At 70.1% G+C, this 25,918-nt stretch carries 24 protein-coding genes and 1 riboswitch; of the genes, 9 read left to right on the top strand and 15 right to left on the bottom strand.

The window, feature by feature from the left end:
- Positions 1-166: 166 nt before the first annotated feature.
- The 4 genes from OG485_RS28390 to OG485_RS28375 form a co-directional block, all read right to left on the bottom strand.
- On the bottom strand, positions 167-1,870 hold the full coding sequence (locus OG485_RS28390; protein ID WP_328671336.1) for a glycoside hydrolase family 3 protein: 1,704 nt from the start codon (positions 1,868-1,870) through the stop codon (positions 167-169).
- 9 nt (positions 1,871-1,879) lie between these two features.
- Complete coding sequence (locus tag OG485_RS28385; RefSeq protein ID WP_328671335.1) at positions 1,880-2,755, bottom strand: carbohydrate ABC transporter permease; 876 nt, start codon at positions 2,753-2,755, stop codon at positions 1,880-1,882.
- Positions 2,752-3,738: a carbohydrate ABC transporter permease gene (locus tag OG485_RS28380; RefSeq protein WP_328448400.1), complete on the bottom strand. Its 987-nt coding sequence runs from the start codon at positions 3,736-3,738 to the stop codon at positions 2,752-2,754. Before OG485_RS28380 ends, OG485_RS28385 begins: the two co-directional genes overlap by 4 nt.
- 145 nt (positions 3,739-3,883) lie before the next feature.
- Entirely contained in the window at positions 3,884-5,167 is a 1,284-nt protein-coding gene (locus OG485_RS28375) for an extracellular solute-binding protein (RefSeq protein ID WP_328671334.1), read from the bottom strand.
- A gap of 437 nt (positions 5,168-5,604) precedes the next feature.
- Between OG485_RS28375 and OG485_RS28370 the strand changes: the two genes are divergently transcribed.
- The 7 genes from OG485_RS28370 (at position 5,605) to OG485_RS28340 (ending at position 13,541) form a co-directional block, all read left to right on the top strand.
- Positions 5,605-6,369, top strand: coding sequence for a GntR family transcriptional regulator (locus OG485_RS28370; protein ID WP_326785595.1), 765 nt, complete (start codon positions 5,605-5,607; stop codon positions 6,367-6,369).
- 252 nt (positions 6,370-6,621) lie between these two features.
- Positions 6,622-6,885: a DUF3311 domain-containing protein gene (locus tag OG485_RS28365; protein ID WP_328448405.1), complete on the top strand. Its 264-nt coding sequence runs from the start codon at positions 6,622-6,624 to the stop codon at positions 6,883-6,885.
- Positions 6,882-8,492, top strand: coding sequence for a monocarboxylate uptake permease MctP (gene mctP, locus OG485_RS28360; protein WP_328671333.1), 1,611 nt, complete (start codon positions 6,882-6,884; stop codon positions 8,490-8,492). Before OG485_RS28365 ends, mctP begins: the two co-directional genes overlap by 4 nt.
- Before the next feature lie 131 nt (positions 8,493-8,623).
- Positions 8,624-9,145 carry a GNAT family N-acetyltransferase gene (locus OG485_RS28355; protein ID WP_328671332.1) on the top strand — a complete coding sequence of 174 codons (522 nt, stop codon included), beginning with the start codon at positions 8,624-8,626 and terminating at the stop codon, positions 9,143-9,145.
- Positions 9,146-9,197: 52 nt separating this feature from the next.
- Positions 9,198-9,346, top strand: a riboswitch (cobalamin riboswitch).
- A 135-nt stretch (positions 9,347-9,481) separates the two neighbouring features.
- The gene (locus OG485_RS28350) at positions 9,482-11,863 is read left to right on the top strand and encodes a ribonucleoside-diphosphate reductase subunit alpha (protein WP_328671331.1); all 2,382 of its coding nucleotides are present in this window, start codon (positions 9,482-9,484) and stop codon (positions 11,861-11,863) included.
- The gene (locus OG485_RS28345) at positions 11,863-12,912 is read left to right on the top strand and encodes a ribonucleotide-diphosphate reductase subunit beta (RefSeq protein ID WP_328671330.1); all 1,050 of its coding nucleotides are present in this window, start codon (positions 11,863-11,865) and stop codon (positions 12,910-12,912) included. The genes OG485_RS28350 and OG485_RS28345 overlap by 1 nt, the downstream gene beginning before the upstream one ends.
- A 158-nt stretch (positions 12,913-13,070) precedes the next feature.
- On the top strand, positions 13,071-13,541 hold the full coding sequence (locus OG485_RS28340; RefSeq protein ID WP_328671329.1) for a hypothetical protein: 471 nt from the start codon (positions 13,071-13,073) through the stop codon (positions 13,539-13,541).
- Here the strand turns inward: OG485_RS28340 and OG485_RS28335 are convergent.
- A complete protein-coding gene (locus OG485_RS28335; protein ID WP_328671328.1) occupies positions 13,502-13,705 on the bottom strand; it encodes a hypothetical protein in 204 nt (67 codons plus the stop codon). The genes OG485_RS28340 and OG485_RS28335 overlap by 40 nt on opposite strands.
- Before the next feature lie 92 nt (positions 13,706-13,797).
- Between OG485_RS28335 and OG485_RS28330 the strand changes: the two genes are divergently transcribed.
- On the top strand, positions 13,798-14,763 hold the full coding sequence (locus tag OG485_RS28330) for a helix-turn-helix domain-containing protein (protein ID WP_328671327.1): 966 nt from the start codon (positions 13,798-13,800) through the stop codon (positions 14,761-14,763).
- Between the two features lie 46 nt (positions 14,764-14,809).
- Here OG485_RS28330 and OG485_RS28325 read toward each other — a convergent pair whose 3' ends face one another.
- From OG485_RS28325 to OG485_RS28280, 10 genes are all read right to left on the bottom strand, one after another.
- Positions 14,810-16,180 (bottom strand): bifunctional albaflavenone monooxygenase/terpene synthase, encoded by a 1,371-nt coding sequence (locus OG485_RS28325; protein ID WP_328671326.1) that lies wholly within the window; start codon positions 16,178-16,180, stop codon positions 14,810-14,812.
- Complete coding sequence (gene cyc1 / locus OG485_RS28320) at positions 16,177-17,256, bottom strand: epi-isozizaene synthase (protein WP_328671325.1); 1,080 nt, start codon at positions 17,254-17,256, stop codon at positions 16,177-16,179. Before cyc1 ends, OG485_RS28325 begins: the two co-directional genes overlap by 4 nt.
- A 338-nt stretch (positions 17,257-17,594) precedes the next feature.
- Entirely contained in the window at positions 17,595-18,245 is a 651-nt protein-coding gene (gene def / locus OG485_RS28315) for a peptide deformylase (RefSeq protein WP_328671324.1), read from the bottom strand.
- Positions 18,246-18,302: 57 nt separating this feature from the next.
- Positions 18,303-19,283: a tetratricopeptide repeat protein gene (locus OG485_RS28310; RefSeq protein ID WP_328671323.1), complete on the bottom strand. Its 981-nt coding sequence runs from the start codon at positions 19,281-19,283 to the stop codon at positions 18,303-18,305.
- 153 nt (positions 19,284-19,436) lie between these two features.
- Positions 19,437-20,660: a metal-dependent phosphohydrolase gene (locus tag OG485_RS28305; protein ID WP_443048946.1), complete on the bottom strand. Its 1,224-nt coding sequence runs from the start codon at positions 20,658-20,660 to the stop codon at positions 19,437-19,439.
- An 80-nt stretch (positions 20,661-20,740) separates the two neighbouring features.
- Positions 20,741-22,096, bottom strand: coding sequence for an HD-GYP domain-containing protein (locus OG485_RS28300; protein WP_328671322.1), 1,356 nt, complete (start codon positions 22,094-22,096; stop codon positions 20,741-20,743).
- Positions 22,097-22,281: 185 nt separating this feature from the next.
- Complete coding sequence (gene rsrA / locus OG485_RS28295) at positions 22,282-22,584, bottom strand: mycothiol system anti-sigma-R factor (RefSeq protein ID WP_103548068.1); 303 nt, start codon at positions 22,582-22,584, stop codon at positions 22,282-22,284.
- On the bottom strand, positions 22,581-23,273 hold the full coding sequence (gene sigR, locus OG485_RS28290; protein WP_326790805.1) for an RNA polymerase sigma factor SigR: 693 nt from the start codon (positions 23,271-23,273) through the stop codon (positions 22,581-22,583). Before sigR ends, rsrA begins: the two co-directional genes overlap by 4 nt.
- Positions 23,274-23,528: 255 nt before the next feature.
- Entirely contained in the window at positions 23,529-24,155 is a 627-nt protein-coding gene (locus OG485_RS28285) for an alpha/beta hydrolase family protein (protein ID WP_328671321.1), read from the bottom strand.
- A gap of 19 nt (positions 24,156-24,174) precedes the next feature.
- Positions 24,175-24,990: an SOS response-associated peptidase gene (locus OG485_RS28280; RefSeq protein ID WP_328671320.1), complete on the bottom strand. Its 816-nt coding sequence runs from the start codon at positions 24,988-24,990 to the stop codon at positions 24,175-24,177.
- 50 nt (positions 24,991-25,040) lie between these two features.
- Between OG485_RS28280 and OG485_RS28275 the strand changes: the two genes are divergently transcribed.
- Complete coding sequence (locus OG485_RS28275; RefSeq protein ID WP_326785611.1) at positions 25,041-25,772, top strand: M50 family metallopeptidase; 732 nt, start codon at positions 25,041-25,043, stop codon at positions 25,770-25,772.
- Positions 25,773-25,918 lie beyond the last annotated feature (146 nt).

Below are 25,918 nucleotides of genomic sequence, written 5' to 3'. Positions count from 1 at the left end.
GCGTGGTGGCCCCGGGCCAGGGCCCGGAAGCCCGGGGCGAAACCGAGGCCAGGCCCGGGGCCGAAGCCCGGAGGCCGGGCCCAGGGCCGAAGGCCAAGCCCAGGGCCGAAGCCCGAAGGCCAAGCCCAGGGCCGAAGCCCGGAGGCCGGGCCCTGGGTCCGGGGCGCTACGGGCCCGCGATGACCTCCGCCGCCGCCAGGCCGCACACCCGTGCCGCGCCGTGGGTGGCGATGTGCAGGGCGCCCCGGGGAGCCGACTGGGGGACGCCCATCTCGACCACGACGGTGTCGGGGCGGGAGGCGAGCAGGGTGTCGAGGGCCGCCGTCATCCAGGGGTGACGGTGTTCGTCGCGGACCACCGCGACGAGGGGCCGCCCGGCGGCGGCCGCGAGCGCCGAGGAGCCCGCGTCCTCACCGGTGAAGCTGCCGGTCTCGGTGCCGGGAAGCAGCCGGGCCAGTTCCGCCGCCACGCCCCAGGGGGTCTCGTCGCCGACGGCGATGTTCGCGACCGGGGTGAGCGCGGCGACGTAGGGAGGCTCGGTGAGCGGGGTGTACGACGCGGAGCGGGTCACGGTCAGCGCGCGCCGCGCGGCGACCAGGCCCACATCGGCGGTCCGGGCCGTACCGCCGCCCGCTCCGTCCGACTCGCCGGTTCCGTCCGGGCCGCCCGTACCGCCTGTACCCGCTGTACCGTTCGCACGACCGGTGACATCCGCACCACCGGTACCGTTCACGCCACCCGCACTGCTCGCACCACCCGTACCGTCTGAGCTGTTCGATCCGTTCGAGCTGTTCAAGCCATTCGTGGGAGAGCCGGCCGCCGGGCCGGAGGCGGCCGGGGAGGCCTTCCGGGCGGCGGCCTCGGCCGTCCACTCGGCCAGTGCCCGCACCCGGTTCGCCGCGTCCGCGAGGCGTTCCTCGGAGAGCTCGCCGGACCGGACGGCGGAGACCAGGGCGTCGCGCAGCCGGCGCACGGTGTCGTCGTCCGCCAGCCCGCCGCCGACGCAGATGGCGTCCGCACCGGCCGCGATGGCCAGCACACTGCCCCGCTCGATGCCGTACGTCGCCGCGATGGCCTGCATCTCCATGCCGTCGGTGACGATGAGGCCCTCGTAGCCGAGCTCCTCGCGCAGCAGGCCCGTCAGGATCCGGCGGGAGAGGGTGGCCGGGCGGTCCGGGTCCAGCGCCGGGACGAGGATGTGCGCGCTCATCACGGCACGGCTGCCCGCGGCGATGGCGGCCCGGAAGGGGACGAGTTCGCGGGACTGGAGGACCGACAGGTCCGCGTCGATGCGCGGCAGGGCGTGGTGGGAGTCCACCGCGGTGTCCCCGTGACCCGGGAAGTGCTTGGTGCAGGCGGCCACGCCCGCGGCCTGGAGGCCCCTGACGTAGGCGGCCGTGTGCCGGGCCACCAGGCCGGTGTCGGCGCCGAAGGACCGTACGCCGATGACCGGGTTGGCCGGGTTGGAGTTCACGTCGGCGGACGGCGCCCAGTTGAGGTTCACCCCGCACGCGGCCAGTCTGCGGCCGAGTTCGAGGGCGACCTCCTCGGTGAGCGCCACGTCGTCGACGGCGCCCAGCGCGTGGTTGCCCGGGAAGGACGAGCCGGTGCGCACCTCCAGGCGGGTGACGTCACCGCCCTCCTCGTCGATGGCGACCAGGACGTCGTCACGTTCGACGCGCAACTGGGCTGTCAGGGCGGCCAGTTGCTCTGGTGAGGAAATGTTGCGGCCGAACAGGCCGACGGAGGCGAGGCCTTCACCGAGACGGCGCAGCAGCCAGTCCGGAGCCGTGGTCCCGGTGAAACCGGGCTGGAGCACGGTGAGGGCGTCGCGCGTCAGGGTGTCTGTACCACTGGCGAATGTCGTCATCGGGAGGCGTTATCCCTTCACGGCGCCCGCGGTCAGACCCGCGGCCATCTTGCGCTGGACGAGGAGGAACAGAACGACGATCGGCACGGCCATCATGGTGGATCCGGCCATCATCGGGGCGTACTCGGTGCCGTGCTTGGTGGTGAAGTTGCCGAGCCAGACCGTGGCGGTCTGGTTCTGCTGGCTCAGCAGCATGAGGGCGTAGAGGTATTCGTTCCAGGCCTGGATGAAAGCGTAGACGGACGTCGCGACCATGCCGGGGGCCAGCAGCGGGAAGACCACGCGGATGAAGGCGCCCGTGCGGCTGCATCCGTCGACCATCGCCGCCTCCTCCAGTTCCTTCGGGATGTTGACGATGAAGCCGCGCAGCGTCCACACCGTGAAGGGGAGGATGAAGGTCAGGTACGTGAGGATCAGACCGGAGAGCTTGTCGTACTGGTGCAGGTCGTTCAGCAGCAGGAAGACCGGGATGATCATGGCGACCAGCGGAACCATCTGGACCGCGAGGATGCCGACGATCACGATCTTGCGGCCGCGGAAGGCGAAGCGGGAGATGGCCAGCGCGGCCAGCATCCCGACCACGATGCCGATCACGACCACCGAGACGGAGACGATGAGGCTGCGGCCCACCGGGCCCCAGAAGTCGGCGATGTCCAGCGCGCGGCGGAAGTTGTCGAGCGTGAACCCGGTGGGGAACAGGCTCGGATCGGAGTCGATGGCGTCCTTGGCGGGCTTGATCGCCGTGTTGAGCATCCAGTAGACGGGGAAGCCCGCGGTGAGGAAGACGAGCAGGCCGAGGACGTTCCAGCCGAGCTTGGACTTGCGCGGCCCGGAGGGCTTCCGCCCCGCGGCGGACCTACGCCCGGACGTGGCGACGGCACTCATTCGACCTCTCCGATCTGCAGCATCTGACGCATGTACACGGCGACCACGCCCAGGAGCAGCAGCACGGTCAGCACCGCGATCGCCGATCCCTGCGCGTAGTCGTTGACGACGAAGGCGCGGTCGTACGAGTACGTGGTGAGCAACTGGAACTCCGCCTCCGGGTGGCCGCCCCGCATGACGAAGACCTGCGGGAAGACGCCCATGTCCCAGATGACGGAGAGGGTCGTCAGCATGACGATGATCGGCTTGAGGATCGGCAGCGTGACATGGCGGAAGACGCCCCAGGCACCCGCGCCGTCGAGCCGTGCGGCCTCCTCCAGCTCGGCGGGGACCTGGGTGAGTCCGGCGCTGAGCGTGATGACGACGAAGGGCACCGCGCCCCAGACGACCAGGAGCATGATCACGCTCAGGCCCTGCGTCCCGCTGGCGAACCAGTTGTGGCCGACCATGTCGACGCCGGGCAGCTTGCTGAGGAGCGCGTTGAAGATGCCGTAGTCGGAGTCGAAGAGCCACTTGAAGACGGTGGTGGCCACGATGATGGGCATGCCCCAGCTCGCCACCAGCACGATGTTGATCAGCGTCTTCACCCAGCCGGACACCCGCTGGAGGAGCAGCGCGATCAGCATGCCGATGACCATGGTGAAGACGACGGCCCCGCCGGCGAACAGGACGGTCCGGACGACCACCGCCCAGAACTCGCTGTCCGAGAGCACGCCCTTGAAGTTGTCGAAGCCGACCGACTCGGCCGGCTGGAAGCCCCAGAGCTGGGACTGCCCGAACTTCTGGAAGGAGAGCGTGACCAGGCGCACCAGCGGATAGCCGAGGACGAGCGCGAGGATCAGCAGGCACGGGGCGAGCAGGGCCCAGGGGGCCGCCGCCGCACCCGAGGTCCGCCTGGCGCGTGGCGCCTTCGCGACGGCCGGTGGTGGTGCCTGCCGCGGCGGCGGCACCTTGGCAGGGGTGGTCGTGTCTGCGGCACTCATCGCGCGCTCCTCAGCGGTCCCTCAGGTCGTACGAAAGCGAAGGCCCGCACGGCCGGGCGTCAGGGGGTGGGACCCTGGCCGGGCCGTACGGGAGGCAGGGCCCCGTCCCTCCGTGACGGAGGACCGACGGGGCCCTGCTCTCAGGTCACTTGGTGTTGATGACCTTGTCGATCGCGGCGTCCGCTTCCTTCGCGGCGTCCGCGACCGACTTCTTGCCGGTGCCGATGTTCTGCAGCATGGTCTGCAGGACCTGGGCCTTCTCGACCTGACCCCAGCCCGGCGCCATCGGGACGAACCAGCTGGACTGGGCCGCGGTGGCCGGAACGGCCGTCGCCGGGTCGCTCTGCAGGCTGACCAGGTCGGTCTTGTTGTTGGGCAGGTTGCCCTTGCCCATCAGGTACTTCTGGCCCTTGGCGCCGGTGAACGCGTTGATCCACTCGGCGGCGACGGTCTGCGCCTTCGACTTCACCGGGACGGCGAGGTCGGAGCCGCCCAGGAAGACCGGGAGGTTCTTGCCGGACGGGCCGGGCATCACGAAGTTCTCGAGGTTGCCCTTGAGCTTGCCGGTCTTGTCGCTCTTGGGGTCCTCGGCGGTCGCGCCCTCCCAGGCGGCACCGAAGATCATGCCGGACTTGCCCTGGCCGTAGACGATGTAACGGTCGGACTCGTCCTTGGTCTTGTCGCCGTGCATGTACTTGTCGACGACGGTCTTGAACTCGTTGAGGCCCTTGACCGACTCGGGCGAGGAGAGGTTGGCCTTCCACGTGCCGCCCTCCTCCTTCGCGATGGAGCCGCCGGCGTCGTAGACGAAGGACATGGCCGCGTACCAGTCGCGGGTGGGCTGGTACCAGGCGCTGAACTTGGCGCCCTGCTTCTTCTGGATCTTGTCCAGGTCGGAGGTGAGCTCCGCGTACGTCTTCGGCGTGGACTTCACGCCGGCCGAGGCGGCGACGTCCTTGCGCCAGTTGCCGACGCGGCCACCGGCGTAGTACGGCACGCCGTAGGTCTTGCCGTCGTAGGTCACGGACTCCTTGAGGCCGTCCAGCCAGGCGTCCGAGTTCTCGAACTTCGAGGCGTCGAGGGGAGCGAAGGCACCCTTGACCATGTAGCCGAGCATCTCGGTGTTGCCCATCTCGACCACGTCCGGCGCCTTGTCGGTGGCCAGGACCGCGTCGAGCTTGGTGTTCTTGTCCGGCCAGCCGTAGTACTCGTGCTTGATCTTGATGCCGGGGTGCTTCGCCTCGATCGCCGTGTCGGCCTGCTTGACCAGGTCGGGCCAGTTGTTCTGCGCGTCGACCGTGAGCCAGACCGTCAGCTCCTTGGCGTCCGCGCCCTTGTCCGACCCCCCGGACTTGTCGTCGTTGCCACACGCCGCGACGGAGAACATCATGCCCGCGATACCGATCGCGGCTATCAGCTTGCGCTTCACGCCACCCTCCTCAGGGATGCCACAAACCCCCCTGCTCCCCGCGGTGACATACGCCGTGTACCGCCCGTGGGGCCGGGACTGGACCAATGGTGTAGACCAGTACCGGGAGCTTGGCCTAGACCTAGGGGGGTGTCAAGGGTGTGTAAGCCCGTCCAGTCGGCCGTTATGGGACCTACATATGCAAGAACCTTTAAGTAGCCAAGCGGCACAAATTACGGACCCGTTCGCGGCCTGCGAAGGAACCATCCCCGGTCCGCCCGCGCCGAGTTCGACGACACCGTCTGCGCGCGATGGACTAGACCAACAGGTACGCCGACGGTATATAGAGGGGATCACGGAGCGTGCGGGGAACACGCGCGCAACAAGCCGTGCCACGATGTGAGGCGTGGCCGACGACATGGCGGCCGCTTCGGCATCCGGAGCCGGGAAGGCAGAGCATGAGCACCGACGTCAGCAGTGCGGAGAACGAGGGTGGGGCGCCCATCCGTACCGCGCGTGTGCCCAAGTACTACCGTCTCAAGAAGCACCTTCTCGACATGACGGAGACGCTGCCGCCCGGTACGCCGGTACCGCCGGAGCGGACCCTCGCCGCCGAGTTCGACACCTCGCGCACCACGGTGCGGCAGGCCCTTCAGGAGCTGGTCGTCGAGGGGCGTCTCGAACGCATCCAGGGCAAGGGCACCTTCGTCGCCAAGCCGAAGGTCTCCCAGGCGCTCCAACTGACCTCGTACACCGAGGACATGCGGGCCCAGGGCCTCGAACCGACCTCGCAGCTGCTGGACATCGGCTACATCACCGCGGACGACGCCCTCGCCGGCCTGCTCGACATCACCGCCGGGGGCCGGGTGCTGCGCATCGAGCGGCTGCGCCTCGCGAGCGGCGAGCCCATGGCCATCGAGACCACCCACCTCTCCGCCAAGCGTTTCCCCGCCCTGCGCAGGTCGCTGGTCAAGTACACCTCTCTCTACACCGCGCTGGCCGAGGTGTACGACGTCCATCTCGCCGAGGCCGAGGAGACCATCGAGACCTCGCTGGCGACCCCGCGCGAGGCCGGACTGCTCGGCACCGACGTGGGCCTGCCCATGCTGATGCTCTCCCGCCACTCGATCGACCGGCAGGGCGAGCCGGTGGAATGGGTGCGGTCGGTGTACCGGGGCGACCGGTACAAGTTCGTCGCCCGCCTCAAGCGCCCGCAGGACTGAGCCATATGGCGTAACCCGCGGGTACGGGGCGCACGCTCCCGTACCCGCGCGTTGCGCCGCCCGGCCCGGCGGGCCCGGACGGACCGTCAGGCGCCGTACCGGCCCCAGGGGTTCCGCGCCCGCCGAAGGCGCCGTGCGCTCCGACACGAACCCTCCACACCCGCCGTCCGAGCAGGGGTTCCCTAGAGCGGAACCATCCCCTAGATTGCCTGCGCGTTGCCCAGGTGATCGATGAGGGGACGGAGCCGCCCTATGTCAGACCTGCCCGAAGTGAAACCACCAGTGGTGACACCGGTACGTGTGGTGATCGCCCTCTGTCTGCTCGCACCCTTCGGGGCGATGCTGTGGGTCGGCTCCTACACGAAGACCGACCCGGCGTTCATCGGCATCCCGTTCTTCTACTGGTACCAACTGCTGTGGGTACCCCTTTCCACGCTGCTGACGGTGGTCGCGTACCAGCTCTGGCGACGTGACCAGCGGGCCCGCACCTCGGCGAAGGAAGGTGCGGAGGCATGAAGGACGGTGTGAACGGCGTCGCCCTCGGCGTCTTCGTCTTCTTCTTCCTGGCCGTCACGGTCCTGGGCTTCCTGGCCGCGCGCTGGCGCAGAGCCGCCGACGAGCACACCCTCGACGAGTGGGGCCTGGGCGGACGGTCCTTCGGCACCTGGGTGACCTGGTTCCTGCTCGGCGGCGACCTCTACACGGCGTACACCTTCGTCGCGGTGCCCGCGGCGATCTACGCGGCGGGCGCGGCCGGCTTCTTCGCCGTGCCGTACACGATCCTGGTCTATCCGCTGATCTTCACCTTCCTGCCCCGCCTGTGGTCGGTCTCCCACCGGCACGGCTATGTGACCACCTCGGACTTCGTGCGCGGCCGCTTCGGCTCCAAGGGCCTGTCCCTCGCCGTGGCCGTCACCGGCATCCTGGCCACCATGCCGTACATCGCGCTCCAGCTCGTCGGCATCCAGGCCGTCCTGGACGTGATGGGCGTGGGCGGCGGCGACGGCGCCAACTGGTTCGTCAAGGACCTGCCGCTCCTCATCGCCTTCGGGGTGCTGGCCGCGTACACCTACTCCTCGGGTCTGCGGGCCCCCGCTCTGATCGCGTTCGTGAAGGACGCCCTGATCTACATCGTGATCGCGGTGGCCGTCATCTACATCCCGATCAAACTGGGCGGCTTCGACGAGATCTTCAAGGCGGCGAGCGACAAGTACACGGCCGCGGGCGCCGGGGGGCTCGTCCCCGCCCAGGCGGGCCAGTGGACGTACGCCACCCTCGCGCTCGGCTCGGCGCTGGCGCTGTTCATGTATCCGCACTCGGTCACGGCGACGCTGTCCGGCCGCAGCCGGGAGGTGATCCGCCGCAACACGACGATCCTGCCGCTGTACTCGCTGATGCTGGGCCTGCTCGCCCTGCTCGGGTTCATGGCGATCGCGGCCGGCGTCAAGGTCACCAACGGCCAGCTCGCCATCCCCCAGCTCTTCGAGAACATGTTCCCCGACTGGTTCGCCGGCGTCGCCTTCGCCGCCATCGGGATCGGCGCGCTCGTCCCGGCGGCCATCATGTCGATCGCGGCCGCGAATCTCTTCACCCGCAACATCTACAAGGACTTCATCAACCCGGCCGCGACCCCTCGGCAGGAGACCCGGGTCTCCAAGCTGGTCTCGCTCCTGGTGAAGGTGGGCGCGCTGGTCTTCGTCCTGACCATGGACAAGACCGTCGCGATCAACTTCCAGCTGCTGGGCGGCATCTGGATCCTGCAGACCTTCCCCTCCCTGGTCGGCGGCCTGTTCACCCGCTGGTTCCACCGCTGGGCGCTGCTGGGCGGCTGGGCGGTCGGCATGCTCTACGGCACGATCGCCGCCTACGGAGTGGCCTCCCCGACCCAGAAGCACTTCGGCGGCAGCTCGAAGGAGATCCCCGGGATCGGGGAGATCGGCTACATCGGCCTGACGGCGTTCGTCCTGAACGTGGCCGTGGCCATCGTCCTGACCTTCGCCCTCAGGGCGCTCAAGGCCCCGGAGGGCGTGGACGAGACCTCGCCCGGGGACTACACGGCCGACGCGGGCGACGCAGGCGTCGAGACGGAGCTCCCGCCGGCCACGGCGGACGCGAGCCACTAGGAGAGCCGGAGACCTGTCCTGGCCGCGGGATCGCGGGGTCACGGGGCAGGTCCCGGCGACAGCCGGGAACGACGGGCCGCCGGTGAAAAACCGGCGGCCCGTCGCCGTGCCGGTCGGGCACACTCACCCGCATGGACATCGCCATCCGGCCCGCGCGGCCCGAGGAGTACCCCACGGTGGCCGGGATCACGGCCGAGGCCTATCTCGGCGACGGACTGCTCGACTTCGGGGAGAGCGACTCCTACCTCGGAAAGCTGCGGGACGTCGCGGGGCGCGCGGCCGTCGCCGAAGTGCTGGTCGCCGTGGACGGGGAGCGGGTGCTCGGCAGTGTGACCTTCGTGACGGACGGCAGCCCCATGGCCGACTTCGCGCGCGCCGGGGAGGCCGAGATCCGGATGCTCGCGGTCGCCCGGGAGGCACGCGGCCGGGGTGCCGGTGAGGCCCTCGTACGCTCCTGTGTCGGACGGGCCCGGGCTCTGGAGGGCGGCTGTACGCGTGTGGTGCTGTCCACCCAGGGCAGCATGCACAGCGCCCACCGCCTCTACGAGCGCGTGGGCTTCACCCGCACGCCCGACCGCGACTGGAACCCGCTTCCGGAGCTCGACGACATCCGGCTGCTCACTTACGAGTTGACGCTCCGACACACTCCGTAGCGCTCTTCGGCACCAAGCGGACACAAGATGTGGGGGCAGTCCCGAAGCCCGACACAAGATGTATGCTCAAGGTCGCTGTCGCCGCAGGGGAATTCGGTGCGAATCCGGAACTGTCCCGCAACGGTGTACTTGTGCGTGTTCGCGTGTCCGCGTGCCCGCTCTCGTGTCAGTCCGAGGACCTGCCGACAGCGCGCCCCGGCCGTCCGGCCCGGGTGCCGACGACGTCCGGGCCTCGCGGAATGGGCCGGTGGACGCGTGGTGCGCTGCTGCCCTGAAGCGCTCCCGTGTGCCCCGCTCCTGCCCGCCGGGTCCCGTGCCGAGCAGGGAGATCCCCACGTGACCATCGCGCCAGCCGATCCGGCTTCAGTGACCGCGCAGCAGGCCCGGGTGGAGACCGACGGTCCCGGAACCGCGCTGCTGCGGACCCTGACCGGTCTCACCGCCGACCTCCCCGACGCCGACCCCGGCCGGGTCGCCGCCGCGGCGCTGCGCGGCCGGTCCGCCCGCGCCGACGAGGCCGAGCTGCGCGAACTGGCCACCGAGGCGGCCGCGGGTCTCATCTCCGAGGATCCCGTCTACTCCCGGCTGGCCGCCCGTCTGCTGGCGATCACCATCACCGAGGAGGCCGCCTCCCAGGGCGTCACGACCTTCTCCGAGTCGGTCGCCGTCGGCCACCGCGAGGGCCTGATCGCCGACCGCACGGCCGAGTTCGTCCGGCTGCACACGGCCCGTCTCGACGCGCTGACCGACTCCGAGGGCGACGACCGTTTCGGCTACTTCGGGCTGCGCACGCTGCACAGCCGCTATCTGCTGCGGCACCCGATCACCCGCAAGGTCGTCGAGACGCCCCAGCACTTCATGCTCCGGGTGGCCTCCGGCCTCGCCGAGGACGACACCGCCCGCTCGGTGGACGAAGTCGCCGCGCTCTACCGGCTGATGAGCCGCCTCGACTACCTCCCCTCCTCCCCCACGCTCTTCAACTCCGGTACGCGGCACCCGCAGATGTCGTCCTGCTACCTCCTCGACTCCCCGCTGGACGAGCTGGACTCCATCTACGACCGCTACCACCAGGTGGCACGCCTGTCGAAGCACGCGGGCGGCATCGGCCTCTCGTACTCCCGTATCCGTTCGCGCGGTTCGCTGATCCGCGGCACCAACGGGCACTCCAACGGCATCGTCCCGTTCCTCAAGACGCTCGACGCCTCGGTCGCCGCGGTGAACCAGGGCGGCCGGCGCAAGGGCGCGGCCGCGGTGTACCTGGAGACCTGGCACTCCGACATCGAGGAGTTCCTGGAGCTGCGCGACAACACCGGTGAGGACGCCCGGCGTACGCACAACCTGAACCTCGCGCACTGGATCCCGGACGAGTTCATGCGCCGGGTGAACGAGGACGGCGTCTGGTCGCTGTTCTCCCCCGCCGACGTGCCGGAGCTGGTCGACCTGTGGGGCGACGAGTTCGACGCCGCGTACCGCAAGGCCGAGGAAGCGGGCCTCGCGAAGAAGACCATCCCGGCCCGCGACCTGTACGGCCGCATGATGCGCACCCTCGCGCAGACCGGCAACGGCTGGATGACCTTCAAGGACGCCGCCAACCGCACCGCCAACCAGACGGCGGAGCCGGGTCACACCGTCCACTCCTCGAACCTGTGCACCGAGATCCTGGAGGTCACGGACGACGGGGAGACGGCGGTCTGCAACCTGGGCTCGGTCAACCTGGGCGCGTTCGTCGTCGGTGACGACATCGACTGGGAGCGCCTCGACGAGACCGTGCGCACCGCGGTCACCTTCCTCGACCGTGTCGTGGACATCAACTTCTACCCGACCGAGCAGGCGGGCCGCTCCAACGCCAAGTGGCGTCCGGTGGGCCTCGGCGCGATGGGCCTCCAGGACGTCTTCTTCAAGCTGCGGCTGCCCTTCGACTCGCCCGAGGCCCGCGCGCTGTCCACCCGGATCGCCGAGCGCATCATGCTCGCCTCCTACGAGGCGTCCGCGGACCTCGCCGAGCGCAACGGCCCCCTCCCGGCCTGGGAGAAGACCCGTACCGCCCGTGGCGTCCTGCACCCGGACCACTTCGACGTCGAGCTGAACTGGCCGGAGCGCTGGGCGGCCCTGCGGCAGCGGATCGCCGAGGTCGGCATGCGCAACTCGCTGCTCCTCGCCATCGCGCCGACCGCGACCATCGCGTCCATCGCGGGCGTGTACGAGTGCATCGAGCCGCAGGTGTCGAACCTGTTCAAGCGCGAGACGCTCTCCGGCGAGTTCCTCCAGGTCAACTCCTACCTGGTGGCCGAGCTGAAGAAGCTCGGCGTGTGGGACGCGCAGACCCGTGAGGCGCTGCGCGAGTCCAGCGGCTCGGTGCAGGGCTTCACCTGGGTCCCGCAGGACGTCCGCGACCTGTACCGCACGGCGTGGGAGATCCCGCAGCGCGGCCTGATCGACATGGCCGCCGCCCGGACCCCGTTCCTGGACCAGGCCCAGTCGCTGAACCTGTTCCTGGAGACGCCGACCATCGGCAAGCTCTCCTCGATGTACTCCTACGCCTGGAAGTCGGGCCTGAAGACGACGTACTACCTGCGCTCCCGCCCGGCGACGCGCATCGCCCGCGCGGCCCAGGCGCAGGCGCAGCCCGAGAAGACCATCCCCGTCCAGCAGGTCGCCGACCCCGACGCCGTCGCCTGCTCTCTGGAAAACCCCGAGTCCTGCGAGGCCTGCCAGTAATGAGCGACACCACCACGGAGAAGGCCGCGTCCGAGAAGGCCGCGTCCGAGAAGAACCTGCTCGACCCGGGCTTCGAACTGACTCTCCGTCCCATGCGCTACCCGGACTTCTACGAGCGCTACCGGGACGCGATCAAGAACACCTGGACCGTCGAGGAGGTCGACCTCCACTCGGACGTCGCCGACCTCGCGAAGCTGACGCCGGGTGAGCAGCACATGATCGGCCGGCTGGTCGCGTTCTTCGCGACGGGCGACTCGATCGTGTCGAACAACCTGGTGTTGACGCTGTACAAGCACATCAACTCCCCCGAGGCGCGGCTCTACCTGAGCCGTCAGCTCTTCGAGGAGGCCGTGCACGTCCAGTTCTATCTGACGCTGCTCGACACCTATCTGCCCGACCCGGAGGACCGCACCGCGGCCTTCGCGGCCGTCGAGAGCATCCCCTCCATCCGCGAGAAGGCGCAGTTCTGCTTCAAGTGGATGGACTCGGTGGAGAAGCTGGACCGGCTGGAGAGCAAGGCCGACCGCCGCCGCTTCCTGCTGAACCTGATCTGCTTCGCCGCGTGCATCGAGGGGCTCTTCTTCTACGGGGCCTTCGCGTACGTCTACTGGTTCCGCAGCCGGGGTCTGCTGCACGGCCTGGCGACCGGCACCAACTGGGTGTTCCGCGACGAGACGATGCACATGAGCTTCGCCTTCGAGGTCGTCGACACCGTCCGCAAGGAGGAGCCGGAGCTCTTCGACGACCGGCTCCAGGAGCAGGTGACCGACATGCTGCGCGAGGCCGTCGAGGCGGAGCTGCAGTTCGGCCGCGACCTGTGCGGCGAGGGTCTGCCGGGCATGAACACCGACTCGATGCGGCAGTACCTGGAATGCGTGGCGGACCAGCGCCTTCAGCGGCTGGGCTTCGCGCCGGTGTACGGCTCGGAGAACCCGTTCTCCTTCATGGAGCTCCAGGGTGTCCAGGAGCTGACCAACTTCTTCGAGCGCCGGCCGTCCGCGTACCAGGTCGCGGTGGAGGGCACGGTCGACTTCGACGAGGACTTCTGACCGTCCGCCCTCCGGCGGCCCGGTCGTGGCCGGTGCCGCCGCAGCGGCCGGGTGACAGCTGGCAGGGCCCCGGCCGCGATGGCGGCCGGGGCCCTGTCACACGCCGAGATGGATCCTGATCCCCCGGTGGCACGTCCAACCCGCAAGGAGGCCACCCCATGCGTCGATCGACCCACACCCGGATCATCGCCCTCACCGCTCTGACCCTGCTTCTCGCGGGCTGCGGCACGCAGAGCGGAGGCGACGCGGGCGGCAGCGGCACCGTGTCGCCGTCGCCCACCACGTCACCCTCCCGGTCGCCCCGGGGCTGCGCCACAGAGAAGGCGGAGCTCGGCGCCGCCGACACCGGCGACACGTACTGTCTGGCGCCCGGCGAGACCGTACGCGTCTCCCTGGACGGCACCACGCGCAGGCCCTGGGCACCCGTGAAGGCCGACGGCAGCGGTCTGGAGGCCACCAACAGCGGCATCGTCCTCCAGCCGGGCGACGCGTCCGCCGCCTACAAGGCGGTCTCGCCGGGAACGGTCCGGCTGACGTCGTCCCGGCCGATGTGCCCGAGTGATCCGGCCCGGGTCTCCTGCAACGGGCTTCAGGAGTGGGCGGTCACGGTGGTGGTGACGAAGGAGTGAGGGCGCGGCGGCCGCCCGGCCTCCTGGCGGGGGTGGGTGGCCGCCCTGAGCTGACGGTCCACGCGCCGCTCGCGGGCGAGCCCGATCAGGGAGGGGAGCGCCACGGCCGTGAAGATCGCGAGAACGGCCAGGATTCCGACGAGGTTGTCCATCGCTGAATTCATGACACTAGTGTCGCTTCGATGACTCCTTACCGTCAGTGGCAGAACTGCCGCAGACCCTCGAATTACTGCCACTTCCACGGCACACTGGCAGCATGCTGAACAACGTGGCGGCCGTCCTGCTCAACGGCGTGCATCCCTTCGAACTCGGCGTCGTCTGCGAGGTGTTCGGCCTCGACCGCAGCGACGAGGGCTTGCCCGTCTACGAGTTCGCGGTCGTGTCCGCCGAAGGACCGACGCTCGGCACCCACGTCCCCGGGTTCACGGTCTCCACTCCGTACGGTCTCGACCGGCTCGAAGAGGCCGACCTGGTGGTCGTGCCCGCCGGGGACACCTACGCCGTACGCGGCTATCCGCCCGAACTGCTCACGGAGCTGCGCCGTGTGGTGGACCGCGGGGCCCGGGTGCTCAGCGTCTGCTCCGGGGTCTTCGCGCTCGGCGCGGCCGGGCTCCTGGACGGCAGGCGCTGCGCCGTGCACTGGCAGCACGTCGACGAGCTGGCCCGGCAGTATCCGCGGGCGATCATCGAGCCCGACGTCCTGTACGTGGACGAGGACCCGGTGATCACCTCGGCCGGCACCGCGGCCGGCATCGATGCCTGTCTGCACATCGTCCGCAAGGAGCAGGGCCCCGAGGTGGCCAACACCATCGCCCGCCGGATGGTGGTGCCGCCGCACCGCGACGGCGGGCAGGCCCAGTACATCGAGCGGCCCCTGCCCCGTTCGCAGTGCGACACGGTCGGCGAGGTGCTGGTGTGGATGCAGCGGCACCTCGACGAGGAGACGACCGTCGAACAGCTCGCGGCCCGCGCCCATATGGCGCCGCGCACCTTCGCGCGCCGCTTCCAGCAGGAGACCGGGACCACGCCCTACCGCTGGATCCTGCGTCAACGGGTGCTGTTGGCACAGGAGTTGCTGGAGGCCACGGACGAGACGATGGACGCGATCGCGGGCCGCGCAGGCTTCGGCAACGCGGCGGCGCTGCGCCATCAGTTCGTACGGAGCCTGGGGACGACCCCGCAGGCTTACCGGCGCACGTTCAGGGGCCCGAGGGCGGCCTGAACATGCGCCGGTGGACGTGCGGACCGGACACCGGCCGACGCCCGGCCTAGCGCGGCCGGGCCTTCAGCCGCAGGTCGTGGGGCCGCAGGGTGATGCCGACGCGGGTCGCGTCGCTGGACCCGGACACCGGCTCGAAGCGCCAGCGGGACGCCACGGTGGCGGTGATCAGGGAGAGCAGCGCCATCGAGAAGTGGTCGCTCGGGCACTTGCGGTTGCCCACGCTGAAGGGGCGCATCGCATACTTCGGGATGTCCCCGGAGCGTTCCGGAAGCCAGCGGTCGGGATCGAAATCCAGATGCTCCTCGTACGAACGCGGGTCGCGCTGGATCGCGTACGGGCTGTAGACGATGTCGGCACCGGCCGGAATGCGATAGCCGCCCAGCTCGGTTTCGGCCACCGCGCGCCGCGTCAATATCCATACGGCCGGGCGTAAACGCATCGCCTCGACGACGACATTGTTCGTGTGCGACAGCTTCCGGACGTCACCGAATCCGACGGGCCGGTCTCCCGCGACGGACCGGACCTCTGCGGCCACTTTGTCCGCCTGTTCCGGATGTTCCGTCAAGACTTGAAGCAACCACATGATCGTGGAGGCGATGGTTTCACTGCCGGGAGTGAGGATCGCGACGACTTGGTCGTGGATCTCCTGTTCGTCTATCGGGTCGCCGTCGTCGTTCTTCGCCTCCAGCAATGCCGTCAGCAAATCGTTCGGCTTTTGACCAGATGCCCGCCGCTCGTCGATGATCTCGTCGACGAGCGCGTGCAAATCGGCCAATGCGCGGTCGAATGCGCGTATCGAGGGAAGCGGGAGCCGGTAGAGCGGCCCCGCGGGTATGACCATACGGCGGTACATGCCCCGGAACACCGTGGTGAGCGCGAGGCTCAGCCGCTCGGCGCGCTCGTCCATGAACCGGCCGCGCAGCAGACAGCGGGCGGCGACACGGACCGCGACGCGGAACGACTCGGAGGTGCAGTCGACCGCCGCGCCGCTCTCCCAGCGCTCCGCGAACGCCTTCGACTCCTCCTCCATGATCGGGCCGTACTCGGGGATGATGTCGGCCCGGAACGCGGGCTGGATGGTCCGGCGCTGGCGCCGGTGCAGAGCCCCGTTGGCCGTGGCGACACCCTGCTTGCCCAGCAGGCCTTCGAGCGACTCCCACAGGGGGCCGCCGATCTCATAGTCGGGACTGAGCGCCAGCGCGCCGGTGAGCGCGGGGGTGGTGACGGCGTACACCGTCTTGGGTCCCATCCTGAGCCGGACGACATCGCCGTGGTCGCGCAGCCGGGCGAGGAAGCCCAGCGGGTCGCGGACCAGTTTCCAGCCGTGTCCGAGGACGGGCAGCCCGCCTCCGGCGAGGGGCGGGACGGACAGCTCCCGCACCTCGGGCACCTCGGGTCGTACCGCATCGACGGTCATTTCTCACCTGCCGCTTCATTGTTGACGTACGGGGGTGTGGAGCGGTCGTCCCAGCTGTCGACCATGTACCGGCCCGACTCGTGGTGGAACCAGTACACGGAGCTGAACCAGTTCCGCATGTTTCCGAGGCACGCCGTGACGGCGATGCTCGTCTCTTTTCCCCGGGCCGTACCGTCCGCGAGTGATCCGGCGAGCCGTGAAACGTCCTTCTCGGCGACGAGGAATTGTTCCACGCATTCCTCGACCCGCCGCCTCACTTCGGTGACGGCTTCTTCGAGCGTCAGCCCCTGATGATGAATGAGACTGATTCCGAGATTGTGGACCTCGTCGCCCGCTATTTCCTTGGGGAGCGAACAGAGGTCGTTGTACCAGGCGGCGAATTCCTGACTGAGCAATGCCGCCCGCTGGAATGCCGGATGCAACCGCACCTCGGCGGGGAGTTCACGGCCGGCGCTCGCTTCCAGAAGGTCGGTCCAGATCTCGTGCGCGAAAGTGAGCCGACGGAGTTCCAGGTATTCCGCGACCGTGGGAATGGTGCCGGAGGCCCGGTTCCGGAACTCCCTGTCGTACGCGTCGATCACCGCGTGGAAGTGGAGTGCGAACCGTTTGTTCCAGTCCTCGCCGAGGAACGAGTACAACCGCACCATGCTGTCCGCGAACCCCGCGACCAGTGGGTCCTTGTGGTGCAGGTGGTCCCTGGGGGCATCGAGGGCCGCATGAAGCCGGAACCGGAGCTTCCGCCAGGCGCCCGCCCGGCCGTGGACGACATCGCGGTCGTGCCGGTCGTCCCAGACGAAGAACCACGCGCTGTAGTCCGCAATCGCCTGGAGGACATCGTCAGGAGCGCCTAGGTAGTAGCCCGCCATGAGGTCCGTGTAGCACAAGCCGTCCGCATACTCCTCGACCTTGTCCGCGGGCATCAGACGCTTTTCGAGGAGCCAGGTCCTGGTGTTCTCCTGAAGCCTCGGCCAATACGGGTGCAGTCGACGGGGAAACTCGGACTCGATCACCGGGAGAGAGAGCGCCGGTGGTACCGCAAGCACTGTCGATGAAGAGCCGTATAAGAAAGCACGCACGAACAAACCCCTCTCAGCCGCCTGTTGACGTCACGCCCCTCCGGCTGTGCCGGGCGTGCGCCGTTGCGTATCCCCGCACTTCCCATTCAGCACCACAACTGACCGTTCTGGGAACGGATTTGGCCCACTGACTACGCGACCATGCCGAGAATCTCCCCTTGTGTGACTGAATCTGGATCACTGAAGGAGCACAAAGGATCGAACATATGACGTACATGCGAACGGTGCCTGGTCAGGCCGATCACCTGTCCAAGCACCGTTCGAGTGGACCCACAAGAGACCGTGCGTCACGCCGGTCAATTTATGTCACAGCGGCGCGGGGCGCCCTGCGACGAGGCTCAGCCGTTCGCCACGGTCGCGTAGCGAGGCTCGTTCTCGGCCATCTGCCGCAGCGCGTCCTTGCGGTCGCGCTTGGAGAGCCGGTCGATGTACAGGTACCCGTACAGGTGGTCCGTCTCGTGCTGGAGGCAGCGCGCGAAGTACCCCGTACCGCGCACCCGGACCGGGTTGCCCTTCTCGTCCTGCCCGGTGACCTCGGCGTAGTCGGGGCGGGCGAGCGGCGCGTAGGCGGTCGGCACCGACAGGCAGCCCTCGTTGCTCTCGTCCAACTGACGCTGGTCGGCGGGCAGATCGACCAGCTTCGGGTTGCAGACCACGCCGACGTGCCGGACGCCCTGGTCGTCCTGGCAGTCGTAGACGAAGACCTTCAGGTCGACGCCGATCTGATTGGCCGCCAGGCCCACGCCCTCGGCGGTGCGCTGGCTCGCGAACATGTCGGCGACCAGCTGGTCGAGCTCGTCGCCGAACTCGGTGACGTCCTTGCACTCCTTGTGCAGCACCGGGTTCCCGACCACCGTGATCGGGCGCGAGGTGCCACGCTCGCGGTAGCCCGTCTCGCGCTCCTCGGCGTCCTCGGTGTCGATGACGAAGCCGTCGTCGTCCACGGGGAGCACGCCCACGTGCTGCTGATCGGTTTCCTGCTGCGCCATGACGACGTACGCCTTCCTCAGACCTTTGATTTCTGCGACTACAGCCTAAAGGTGCGCTCAGCAGACCTCTTCCAGATCCCGCCAGTCACGGGAGTCCGGACTGTCGGCGACCCAGCCGTCGAGCAGGCCGCGCACCAGCGAGGCCGGCGCCGCGAGCCCGCACTCCCGCTCGGGCACCCACAGCTGCCCGTCGGTGCGGTGGCCGAGCGGACCCGGGTGCCCCGGCTCGCTGTGGTCGTGCGGGTCGAGGTGTTCCTCGTCGCCCTCGTCGGACGGCATCCGGGACTCGGAGCACATCCGGCACAGCAGCCGTACGGACGAGGACCAGTCCTCCGCGGCGAAGCCAGCGTCGGCGGCGAGCCGCTCCAGCGCGTCCCGGTCGTCCTCGGTGGCCGCCTCGAGCAGGACGACCCAGGTGGGCACCGGCGAGGGCGCCCACAGCTCGATCTCGTCGAAGACCGGGAAGGCGTGCCCGGCGGCCGTGGTCCGCTCGCCGTGCGGAACACCGTCGTGCAGAACGACCTCGCCCCAGCGGCGCCCGGAGGACGGCAGCGGGATCGACAGCACCTCGACACGGGCGGGGTCCAGCCGACGCCCCCACACCACCTCGGCCTCGCCCTCCGGCGACAGCCTCACCGCCGCGCTGCCGAGGTCCATGCCCACGGGCTCGCCCGAGACGGCGGCACCGCCGGGCACCCGCAGCCCGTACGCCTGCCAGGAACGCCGCGCCAGCGGCCAGTCCTGCAGGGCGGTGGCCGCGATGCCCACATTCCACCAGTCGGGTGCGCCGGTCTCGCGGTCGAGCAGGGCGACGGCCCGCAGGCCCGCTGCCCGCGCCTGCTCCCAGTCGTGCCGGAACTTGTGCAGCAGAGCCAGGTTGAACCAGGACTCGGACAGCCAGGGCTCCAGGTCCGCGGCACGCGTCAGCAGCGCTCCCGCGTCCTCGTACCGGCCGTCGCCGATCAGCGTGAACGCACGGTCGGTGGCCTGCCGCCATGAGGCGGAGGGCCGGTGTCGTCCCTTGCCGAAGATCCTCACGATTCCCGCCTGCCAGTTCCTGGTGTTACCCGCCTGCCGGTCCTTCGAAGAGTCCCTGGGAGGCAGTGCAGCCCCGGGCCGGCCCACGCCCCCTGACACCCTCTCCCTCGCATCCAACCACGTACCTTCGGACGGCCGCTCATTACCCATGGGTTACCCAGCCCGGGGCAAGGTCAGACCGGCTCGGGACAGGACCCGGGCCAGTGCCTCCACGACCTCCGGCTGGTAGTCGCGGGCGGTGGCCAGCCGCAGCTTCTCCAGCGCGGTCAGCGCACCTGTGGGCCCTGCTGCCCGGGCCATTTCCTCGTATGCGTTCACGGTCCGCACGATGCGCGCGGTGACCGGCTGCTCCCGGTACGGGTCCGCCTGCCGCTCCACCACGACGGCGACCTCGGCCTCCACCCCGGTCTGCCGTACGACGGCGCCGCCGAGCAGCGCGATCCGCCGCTGCTCGGCCGCCGAAAGCGCGGCCGTGGCGCCGGCCGGCACCGGGTCGACCAGGCTGAGCTGCCCGATGTCGTGCATCAGCGCCGCGTATTCCAGGACGGTGAGGCCGGGCTCGGACAGGCCCAGCTCGCGGCCCACGGCCCGGCTGAGGGCGGCCACCCGCCGGGCGTGACCGGCCGGTGTGTACCCGGCGATCTCGGTCGCGCGGGCGAGGGACGCGATCGTCTGCCGGTAGGTGACCCGCACGGCCGCGTAGCGCCGGAAGGAGAGCTGGGTGAGCAGCAGCGGCAGCGAGAAGACGGGCAGGGCCCACAGTCCGACCACCGCGACCGCGAGCGCCATCACGGCCCCGGTCGCGCACACCGCCGAACCGATCCCGAGGGTGGCCCGCAGTTCGTCGCGCAGCAGCGGCCCGAACGGCCACCGGGTCCGCGCGTGGGCCGTCACCGCCGCGAGCACGGCGTCCCACAGGGTGGTCAGGACCAGCAGCGCGACCAGCAGCAGGGCCTGCGCCGAGCCGCCCCATTCCAGCAGCCTGCCCCGGTCGTAGAGGGGTTGGAAGCAGACGGCGGCGAAGGTGACGGTCAGGACGCGGCGGGAGAGATGGTCGAGCGTCGGCGCCTGTCCCCGTGCCACGTGCGGAACGCAGCCGATCAGTGCGGCCGCCACGACCACGGCGACGACCTGGAGGACACCGTGGTCGGTGCGGTGCCCGGCGTTCTCGCCGAGCAGCGCGTACGCGAGGGCTCCGGCGGCCCCGAGGGGCGCGGACTCCCGTTCCTCGGCCCCGTTCCACCGGGCGAGCTCGCCGACGGCTATGAGCAGGCCGAAGGCCAGGGCCGTGCCGCGTTGGTCGAGTCCTTCCCAGAGGGTGGTGCCGAGGGCGAGGAGCGCGAGGAGAAGGGCGAGGGCGCGCACCGCCGCGAGCAGGGCGGGGGTCCTCCCGGCCGGCGCGGGACGGGCGGGACGGGGTGGGCGGGCGGGGGCCTCGCGCCGCGGGGCGGTGGTGCTCACGGCGCGCTCCGCCCGAGGGTGTCGGACGGATACGCCGGCATGCCGGGTGCGACGGCCGGGGCGGTGTCCGCGGTCACCGCGGGATGCCAGCCGTGCCGGTCGAGCGCCCGCACCAGCGCCGCCACCATCCGGGGGTCGAACTGCGTCCCCGCGCAGCGCCCCAGTTCCTCCAGGGCCGCGCGCACCGGGCGGGCCCTGCGGTAGGACCGGGTCGACGTCATGGCGTCGAACGCGTCGGCGACGGCCACCACCCGGGCGAACTCCGGGATCTGCGGCCCCGCCAGCCCGTACGGATATCCGCTTCCGTCCAGCCGCTCGTGGTGGTGCAGGATCGCCGAGCGGGCCTCGCCGAGGAACCCGATCCCGCGGACCATCTCGTGCCCGTACTCGGGATGCAGTTCGATGACCCGCCGCTCCTCGGGGGTCAGCGGTCCGTCCTTGCGCAACAGCCGTGTGGGGACACCGAGTTTGCCGACGTCGTGCAGGATGCCGGCGAACCGGAGCACCTCGACGCGCTCGTCGTGCATGCCCAGCTCACGGGCGATCAGCACGGATGCCCGCCCGACCCGCTCGCTGTGTCCGCGGGTGTAGCCGTCCTTGATGTCGACGGCCTGGACGAGGGCGCGGATGGTGGCCTGGTGGGCGGCCCGTTCGCGGTGGTACTGGGCGAAGACCCAGCAGGAGACGTACATCGGCAGCAGGACGAGGAGCGCGGCGACGGGGCCGTACGGGCTGCGCCAGAGCACCGCCATCATCAGCCCGGCGAGGCCGTGCACGGCGGCCGGTGCCAGTGACCGCGCGAAGAGTCCGTGCCAGGCACCGCGCACCGGAGCGCGCTCGGCCAGGGCGAGGATCCCGCCGTCGAGGACGGTGAGCACGGCGCTGAACGTGAGCACCGCGGCTCCGGCGGGCACGAGCGCGTAGGGGAAATCGGGCGCGACGAGCGCGTCGCGGCCGCCGAGCGCCCCGTACACCCGGGAGGCCGCCCAGACGGCGACGGCGAGCTGGGCCGCGCGCCAGATCCGGCGCGGGCCGCGCGGGCGCTGTTCGACCCGGGCGAGCAGCGCCCCGGGCAGTGCGACGAGGGCGGCTGCGGGCGCGGGCAGCAGAAAGGCCCCGGCCAGCAGGACGGGGAGGAAGGCGCCCATCCCCTGGGTGGTGTCGCCGCCGGGTGCGCCGGCTCCGTGCGGCCGGAGCGGCAGTGTGACGCGCTCGCAGCCCGCGTACAGCACGGCGAGCAGCGCGACGATCTCCCAGGGGACGCGCAGGTGCGGCAGGGGAGCCAGGCAGGCGAGAGCCAGGAGAACGACACCGGCCACGTACGCACGGGCCCACGCCGGAACCGAACCCATCCCCGAACCTCCCCCGTACCTCCCCCGGCCTCAGGCTCGGAGCCTAGGGCGGGAGAAAGGAAGTGGGGACGGGTATGTGCGAATCCGCGGGCTCCAGGCCCGCGGATTCGCACGTTCGGGTGATAAAAGGAGGGCCGGGAGGCCGTCGCCGGGGCGTGGCCCTCGCGGTGGAGGGCCGCCCGGGGTCAGGACTCCTGGGCCGTCGCGGTCACGTCGTGCTCGGGCACGGTCTGTCCTGAGCGGATCAGATCGATGCGGCCCATGACCTTGGCCCGCAGATCGGTCGGCACGTCGTCATGGCCGCAGCACCGCTTGACCAGCTTCTTGACGGCCTGCTCGAGGCCGTACTTCTCCAGGCACGGGGAGCATTCTTCGAAGTGGACCTCGAACTTGGTGCAGTCCGCGTCGGGCATCTCATGATCGAGGAACTCGTACAGATGATCGAGTACCTCACTGCAATCCGTCTCGTGCGGCTCTCCGCAGCTCATGAGCCCGAGCCTTTCGCTTCGTTCGACTCTCCGGCGCCGGCGGGGACCAGCCCACGGTCACGGGCGTAGTCCTCCAGCATGCCGCGCAGTTGGCGACGGCCCCGGTGCAGCCGGGACATCACCGTACCGATGGGTGTCCCCATGATGTCCGCGATCTCCTTGTACGCAAAGCCCTCTACATCCGCGAGATAGACGGCGATGCGGAATTCCTCGGGGATCGCCTGCAGCGCTTCCTTGACGTCGGAGTCGGGCAGGTGGTCCAGCGCCTGCGACTCGGCGGAACGAAGGCCGGTCGACATGTGCGACTCGGCGCGCGCCAGCTGCCAGTCCTCGATCTCCTCGGCCGCGCTGCGCTGGGGTTCGCGCTGCTTCTTGCGGTACGAGTTGATGAAGGTGTTGGTGAGAATGCGGTACAGCCACGCCTTGAGGTTCGTGCCCTCACGGAACTGGTGGAAGGACGCGTACGCCTTGGCGTACGTCTCCTGCACCAGGTCCTCGGCATCGGCCGGATTGCGCGTCATGCGCAGGGCGGCCGAGTACATCTGGTCGAGGAATTCGAGCGCGTCCCGCTCGAAGCGCGCGGTGCGCTCGGCGGAGGTCTCCGCCGTCGCGTCGCTCGTGCCCTGGCCCTCGGGCTGCTCCGCCTGGCCGTTTTCGGTCCCTGCGTCGGTCCCAGTGACCGGACCCACCTCCTCCAGCGACGTAGCGAGACCGAGACCGGTCCCACTGGAATCGGAGGATAGACGAACATCATGCCCGCCCGCCGCCCGAATCGGGGCGTTCTTGCCCGCGTGCAGCACCGTCCAGTCCAGGTCAGCGCGGCTGCTGCGGCTCGGGCAGAAGGTCGAACCCATGCGGCGGACTTCCTCTCGTACGAACGGTGCAGCACGCTGTGTGCTGTCTGATCCGCACAACAGAAGTCCGTCACTCTGCATTCCCGGCCGTCACCCGAGTGACGCGGCCCACCCGACGACACCGTCCGTGATGATCTTCAGCACCTCATCCTGGGCGAGCGGGGCCCGCTTCGGGACCGCGAAGCCGTGATCGCCGTAAGGCACTTCGATCAGCTCGTACGAGCCCGGCGGGAACTCCTCCGGCCTGCCGAACGGATCGTTGCCGCCCTGTACGACGAGTGCGGGCACCCCGGCGCCGAGCAGCTCGGCGGCGCGGGACTTCTCCGGCTTGCCCGGCGGGTGCAGGGGAAAGCTCAGGGCCAGCACTCCCGCTGCGCCCAGCTCCACCGCGGTCCTGCACGCGACGCGGGCGCCCGCGCTGCGGCCTCCGGAGACCACGGGCAACCCCTGCCCGGACAGCGCGGGCCACACGCCCCGCCATCCCACGTCCAGCGTCCTCGGCGCGGGGGCCACCTTCTTCCCGGCCACCCGCCAGGGCTGCTCGACGAGCGCGACGCTCACCCCGTGGGCGGGCAGCACCTCGGCGAGCGCCCGCAGGTCCCGGGCCTCGATGCCGCCGCCCGCGCCGTGGCTCGCGGCGAGGACGAGCCGCGCCCCGGCCGCCCGGTGCCAGGTGACCCGGGCCGTGCCGGCGTCCGTCTCGACGGTCTCGCTCACGTCGCTGATCCTCGTCACGTCAGAAGAGTGTGCCCTCCTCGGGCCCTTCCAGCTCCGTCAGCAGCTCCGCCCCGTTGTTGCGGACATTGCTGACCGCGGTGGAGACGGGGTACGCGCGCATCAGCCCGGTGGGCGGCGGCGCGAGCAGGTCACGCAGTTCGTCCGGGTCCGTGCGGGACGGGTCGAGCCAGCTGTCCCAGCGGTCGGGGGTGAGCATCAGGGGCATCCGCGGGTGGATGTCGGCCAGCGTCCGCGGGCCCTCGGCGGGGGCCACCGCGAGCGGTGCCGTCTCCGCCTCGGTCGTGATGACCGAGCAGGTCGTCCACCAGGCCAGCGGATGCTCGTCCGGCAGCGTCCGGTCGCGCCAGAACTCGTACAGTCCCGCCATCGCGAAGACCGAGCCGTCCGCGGGCGTCACGAAGTACGGCTGCTTGCGCGGCCGCTTCTTCCTGCCCTCGACCTCCAGCTCGCGCTCGGCGGTGCCGGTGACCCATTCGTAGTAGCCGTCGGCGGGGACGATGCAGCGCCGGGTGGCGAAGGCACGGCGGTACGAGGGCTTCTCGTGCACCGTCTCCGCGCGCGCGTTGATCATCCGGGCGGCGCCCTCGGGCGTCTTGGCCCAGGACGGGACGAGTCCCCACTTGAGTTTGCGCAGCTGGCGAACCGGGTCCGGGCTGTCCGCGTCCTTCACAGGGCGGTCGAGGACGACGTAGACCTCCTTCGTCGGAGCCACGTTGTAGTCGGGCGCCAGAGTCTCCTCCGCGTCCCATTTCTCGACCTCAAAGGTTGCTGCGAGATCCTCGGGTCCACGACTGGCTGCATACCGTCCGCACATACGTGCAACACTGCCAGATTCCGCGCCACGAAAGGGAGCCACCGCCGACAATGGACAGCACCGCATCCACCTCGCTGGCCTCGCTCAGCTCCCTGTGGGACGAGGTTTTCGGCACCCAGCCGGACCCCGACCTGTGGGTGGTGATCGCCACCATGGTCGCGGCCCTCGCGGCGATCGTCCCGCACGGCGTCTGGCGTGTCTCCCGCAACGCCATCACCATCGCGCACGAGGGCGGCCACGGTCTGGTCGCCCTGCTCACCGGGCGCAGCCTCAGCGGCATCCGGCTGCACTCCGACACCAGCGGCCTGACCGTCAGCCGCGGCAAGCCGACCGGTCTCGGCATGATCCTCACGGCGGCGGCCGGCTACACCGCTCCCCCGCTGCTCGGCCTCGGCGGCGCCGCGCTGCTCGGCGCGGGCCACATCACCCTGCTGCTGTGGGTGGCCACGGCCCTGCTCATAGCCATGCTGGTGATGATCCGCAACGCGTACGGCGCGCTCACCGTGATCCTCACCGGCGGCACCTTCCTGCTGGTGTCCTGGCTCGCCGGACCCCAGGTGCAGGCCGCGTTCGCGTACGCCGTGGTGTGGTTCCTGCTCCTCGGCGGCGTCCGCCCGGCCTTCGAACTCCAGGCGAAGCGGACCCGGGGCGGCGCGGGCGACTCCGACGCGGACCAGCTGTCACGGCTGACGCACGTACCGGCCGGGCTGTGGCTGTTCCTCTTCCACGCCGTGTCGCTGTGCTCGCTGATGGGCGGCGGGCGCTGGCTGCTGGGGCTGTGAGCAGCGGGCCGCCGCTCACAGGGCGCCGAGCCACGCCGCGGCCGTCCGCCACGCTCCCGGGACACCTCTGTCCGGCTCCCCCGGGCGGGCGTCACCGGCGGTGACGGACCGGCGGCTGCCCGGCGCCCTGCCACTAAAGTGGGGCG

Origin of the sequence: Streptomyces sp. NBC_00328, from assembly GCF_036139655.1 — a bacterium.
GTDB lineage: Bacteria > Actinomycetota > Actinomycetes > Streptomycetales > Streptomycetaceae > Streptomyces.
Note: the sequence above shows the minus strand (reverse complement) of the source record. Positions and strands in the feature narration are given on the sequence as shown.

Coding starts and splice junctions, on each gene's coding strand:
- def (WP_328671324.1), bottom strand. CDS start 18,245: ATGGCGCAGCAGGAAACCGATCAGCAGCACGTGGGCGTGCTCCCCGTG.
- OG485_RS28370 (WP_326785595.1), top strand. CDS start 5,605: ATGAGCACCGACGTCAGCAGTGCGGAGAACGAGGGTGGGGCGCCCATC.
- OG485_RS28340 (WP_328671329.1), top strand. CDS start 13,071: ATGCGTCGATCGACCCACACCCGGATCATCGCCCTCACCGCTCTGACC.
- OG485_RS28345 (WP_328671330.1), top strand. CDS start 11,863: ATGAGCGACACCACCACGGAGAAGGCCGCGTCCGAGAAGGCCGCGTCC.
- mctP (WP_328671333.1), top strand. CDS start 6,882: ATGAAGGACGGTGTGAACGGCGTCGCCCTCGGCGTCTTCGTCTTCTTC.
- OG485_RS28380 (WP_328448400.1), bottom strand. CDS start 3,738: ATGAGTGCCGCAGACACGACCACCCCTGCCAAGGTGCCGCCGCCGCGG.
- OG485_RS28390 (WP_328671336.1), bottom strand. CDS start 1,870: ATGACGACATTCGCCAGTGGTACAGACACCCTGACGCGCGACGCCCTC.
- OG485_RS28335 (WP_328671328.1), bottom strand. CDS start 13,705: ATGAATTCAGCGATGGACAACCTCGTCGGAATCCTGGCCGTTCTCGCG.
- OG485_RS28355 (WP_328671332.1), top strand. CDS start 8,624: ATGGACATCGCCATCCGGCCCGCGCGGCCCGAGGAGTACCCCACGGTG.
- OG485_RS28365 (WP_328448405.1), top strand. CDS start 6,622: ATGTCAGACCTGCCCGAAGTGAAACCACCAGTGGTGACACCGGTACGT.
- OG485_RS28275 (WP_326785611.1), top strand. CDS start 25,041: ATGGACAGCACCGCATCCACCTCGCTGGCCTCGCTCAGCTCCCTGTGG.
- rsrA (WP_103548068.1), bottom strand. CDS start 22,584: ATGAGCTGCGGAGAGCCGCACGAGACGGATTGCAGTGAGGTACTCGAT.
- OG485_RS28385 (WP_328671335.1), bottom strand. CDS start 2,755: ATGAGTGCCGTCGCCACGTCCGGGCGTAGGTCCGCCGCGGGGCGGAAG.
- OG485_RS28330 (WP_328671327.1), top strand. CDS start 13,798: ATGCTGAACAACGTGGCGGCCGTCCTGCTCAACGGCGTGCATCCCTTC.
- OG485_RS28280 (WP_328671320.1), bottom strand. CDS start 24,990: ATGTGCGGACGGTATGCAGCCAGTCGTGGACCCGAGGATCTCGCAGCA.
- OG485_RS28300 (WP_328671322.1), bottom strand. CDS start 22,096: ATGGGTTCGGTTCCGGCGTGGGCCCGTGCGTACGTGGCCGGTGTCGTT.
- OG485_RS28325 (WP_328671326.1), bottom strand. CDS start 16,180: ATGACCGTCGATGCGGTACGACCCGAGGTGCCCGAGGTGCGGGAGCTG.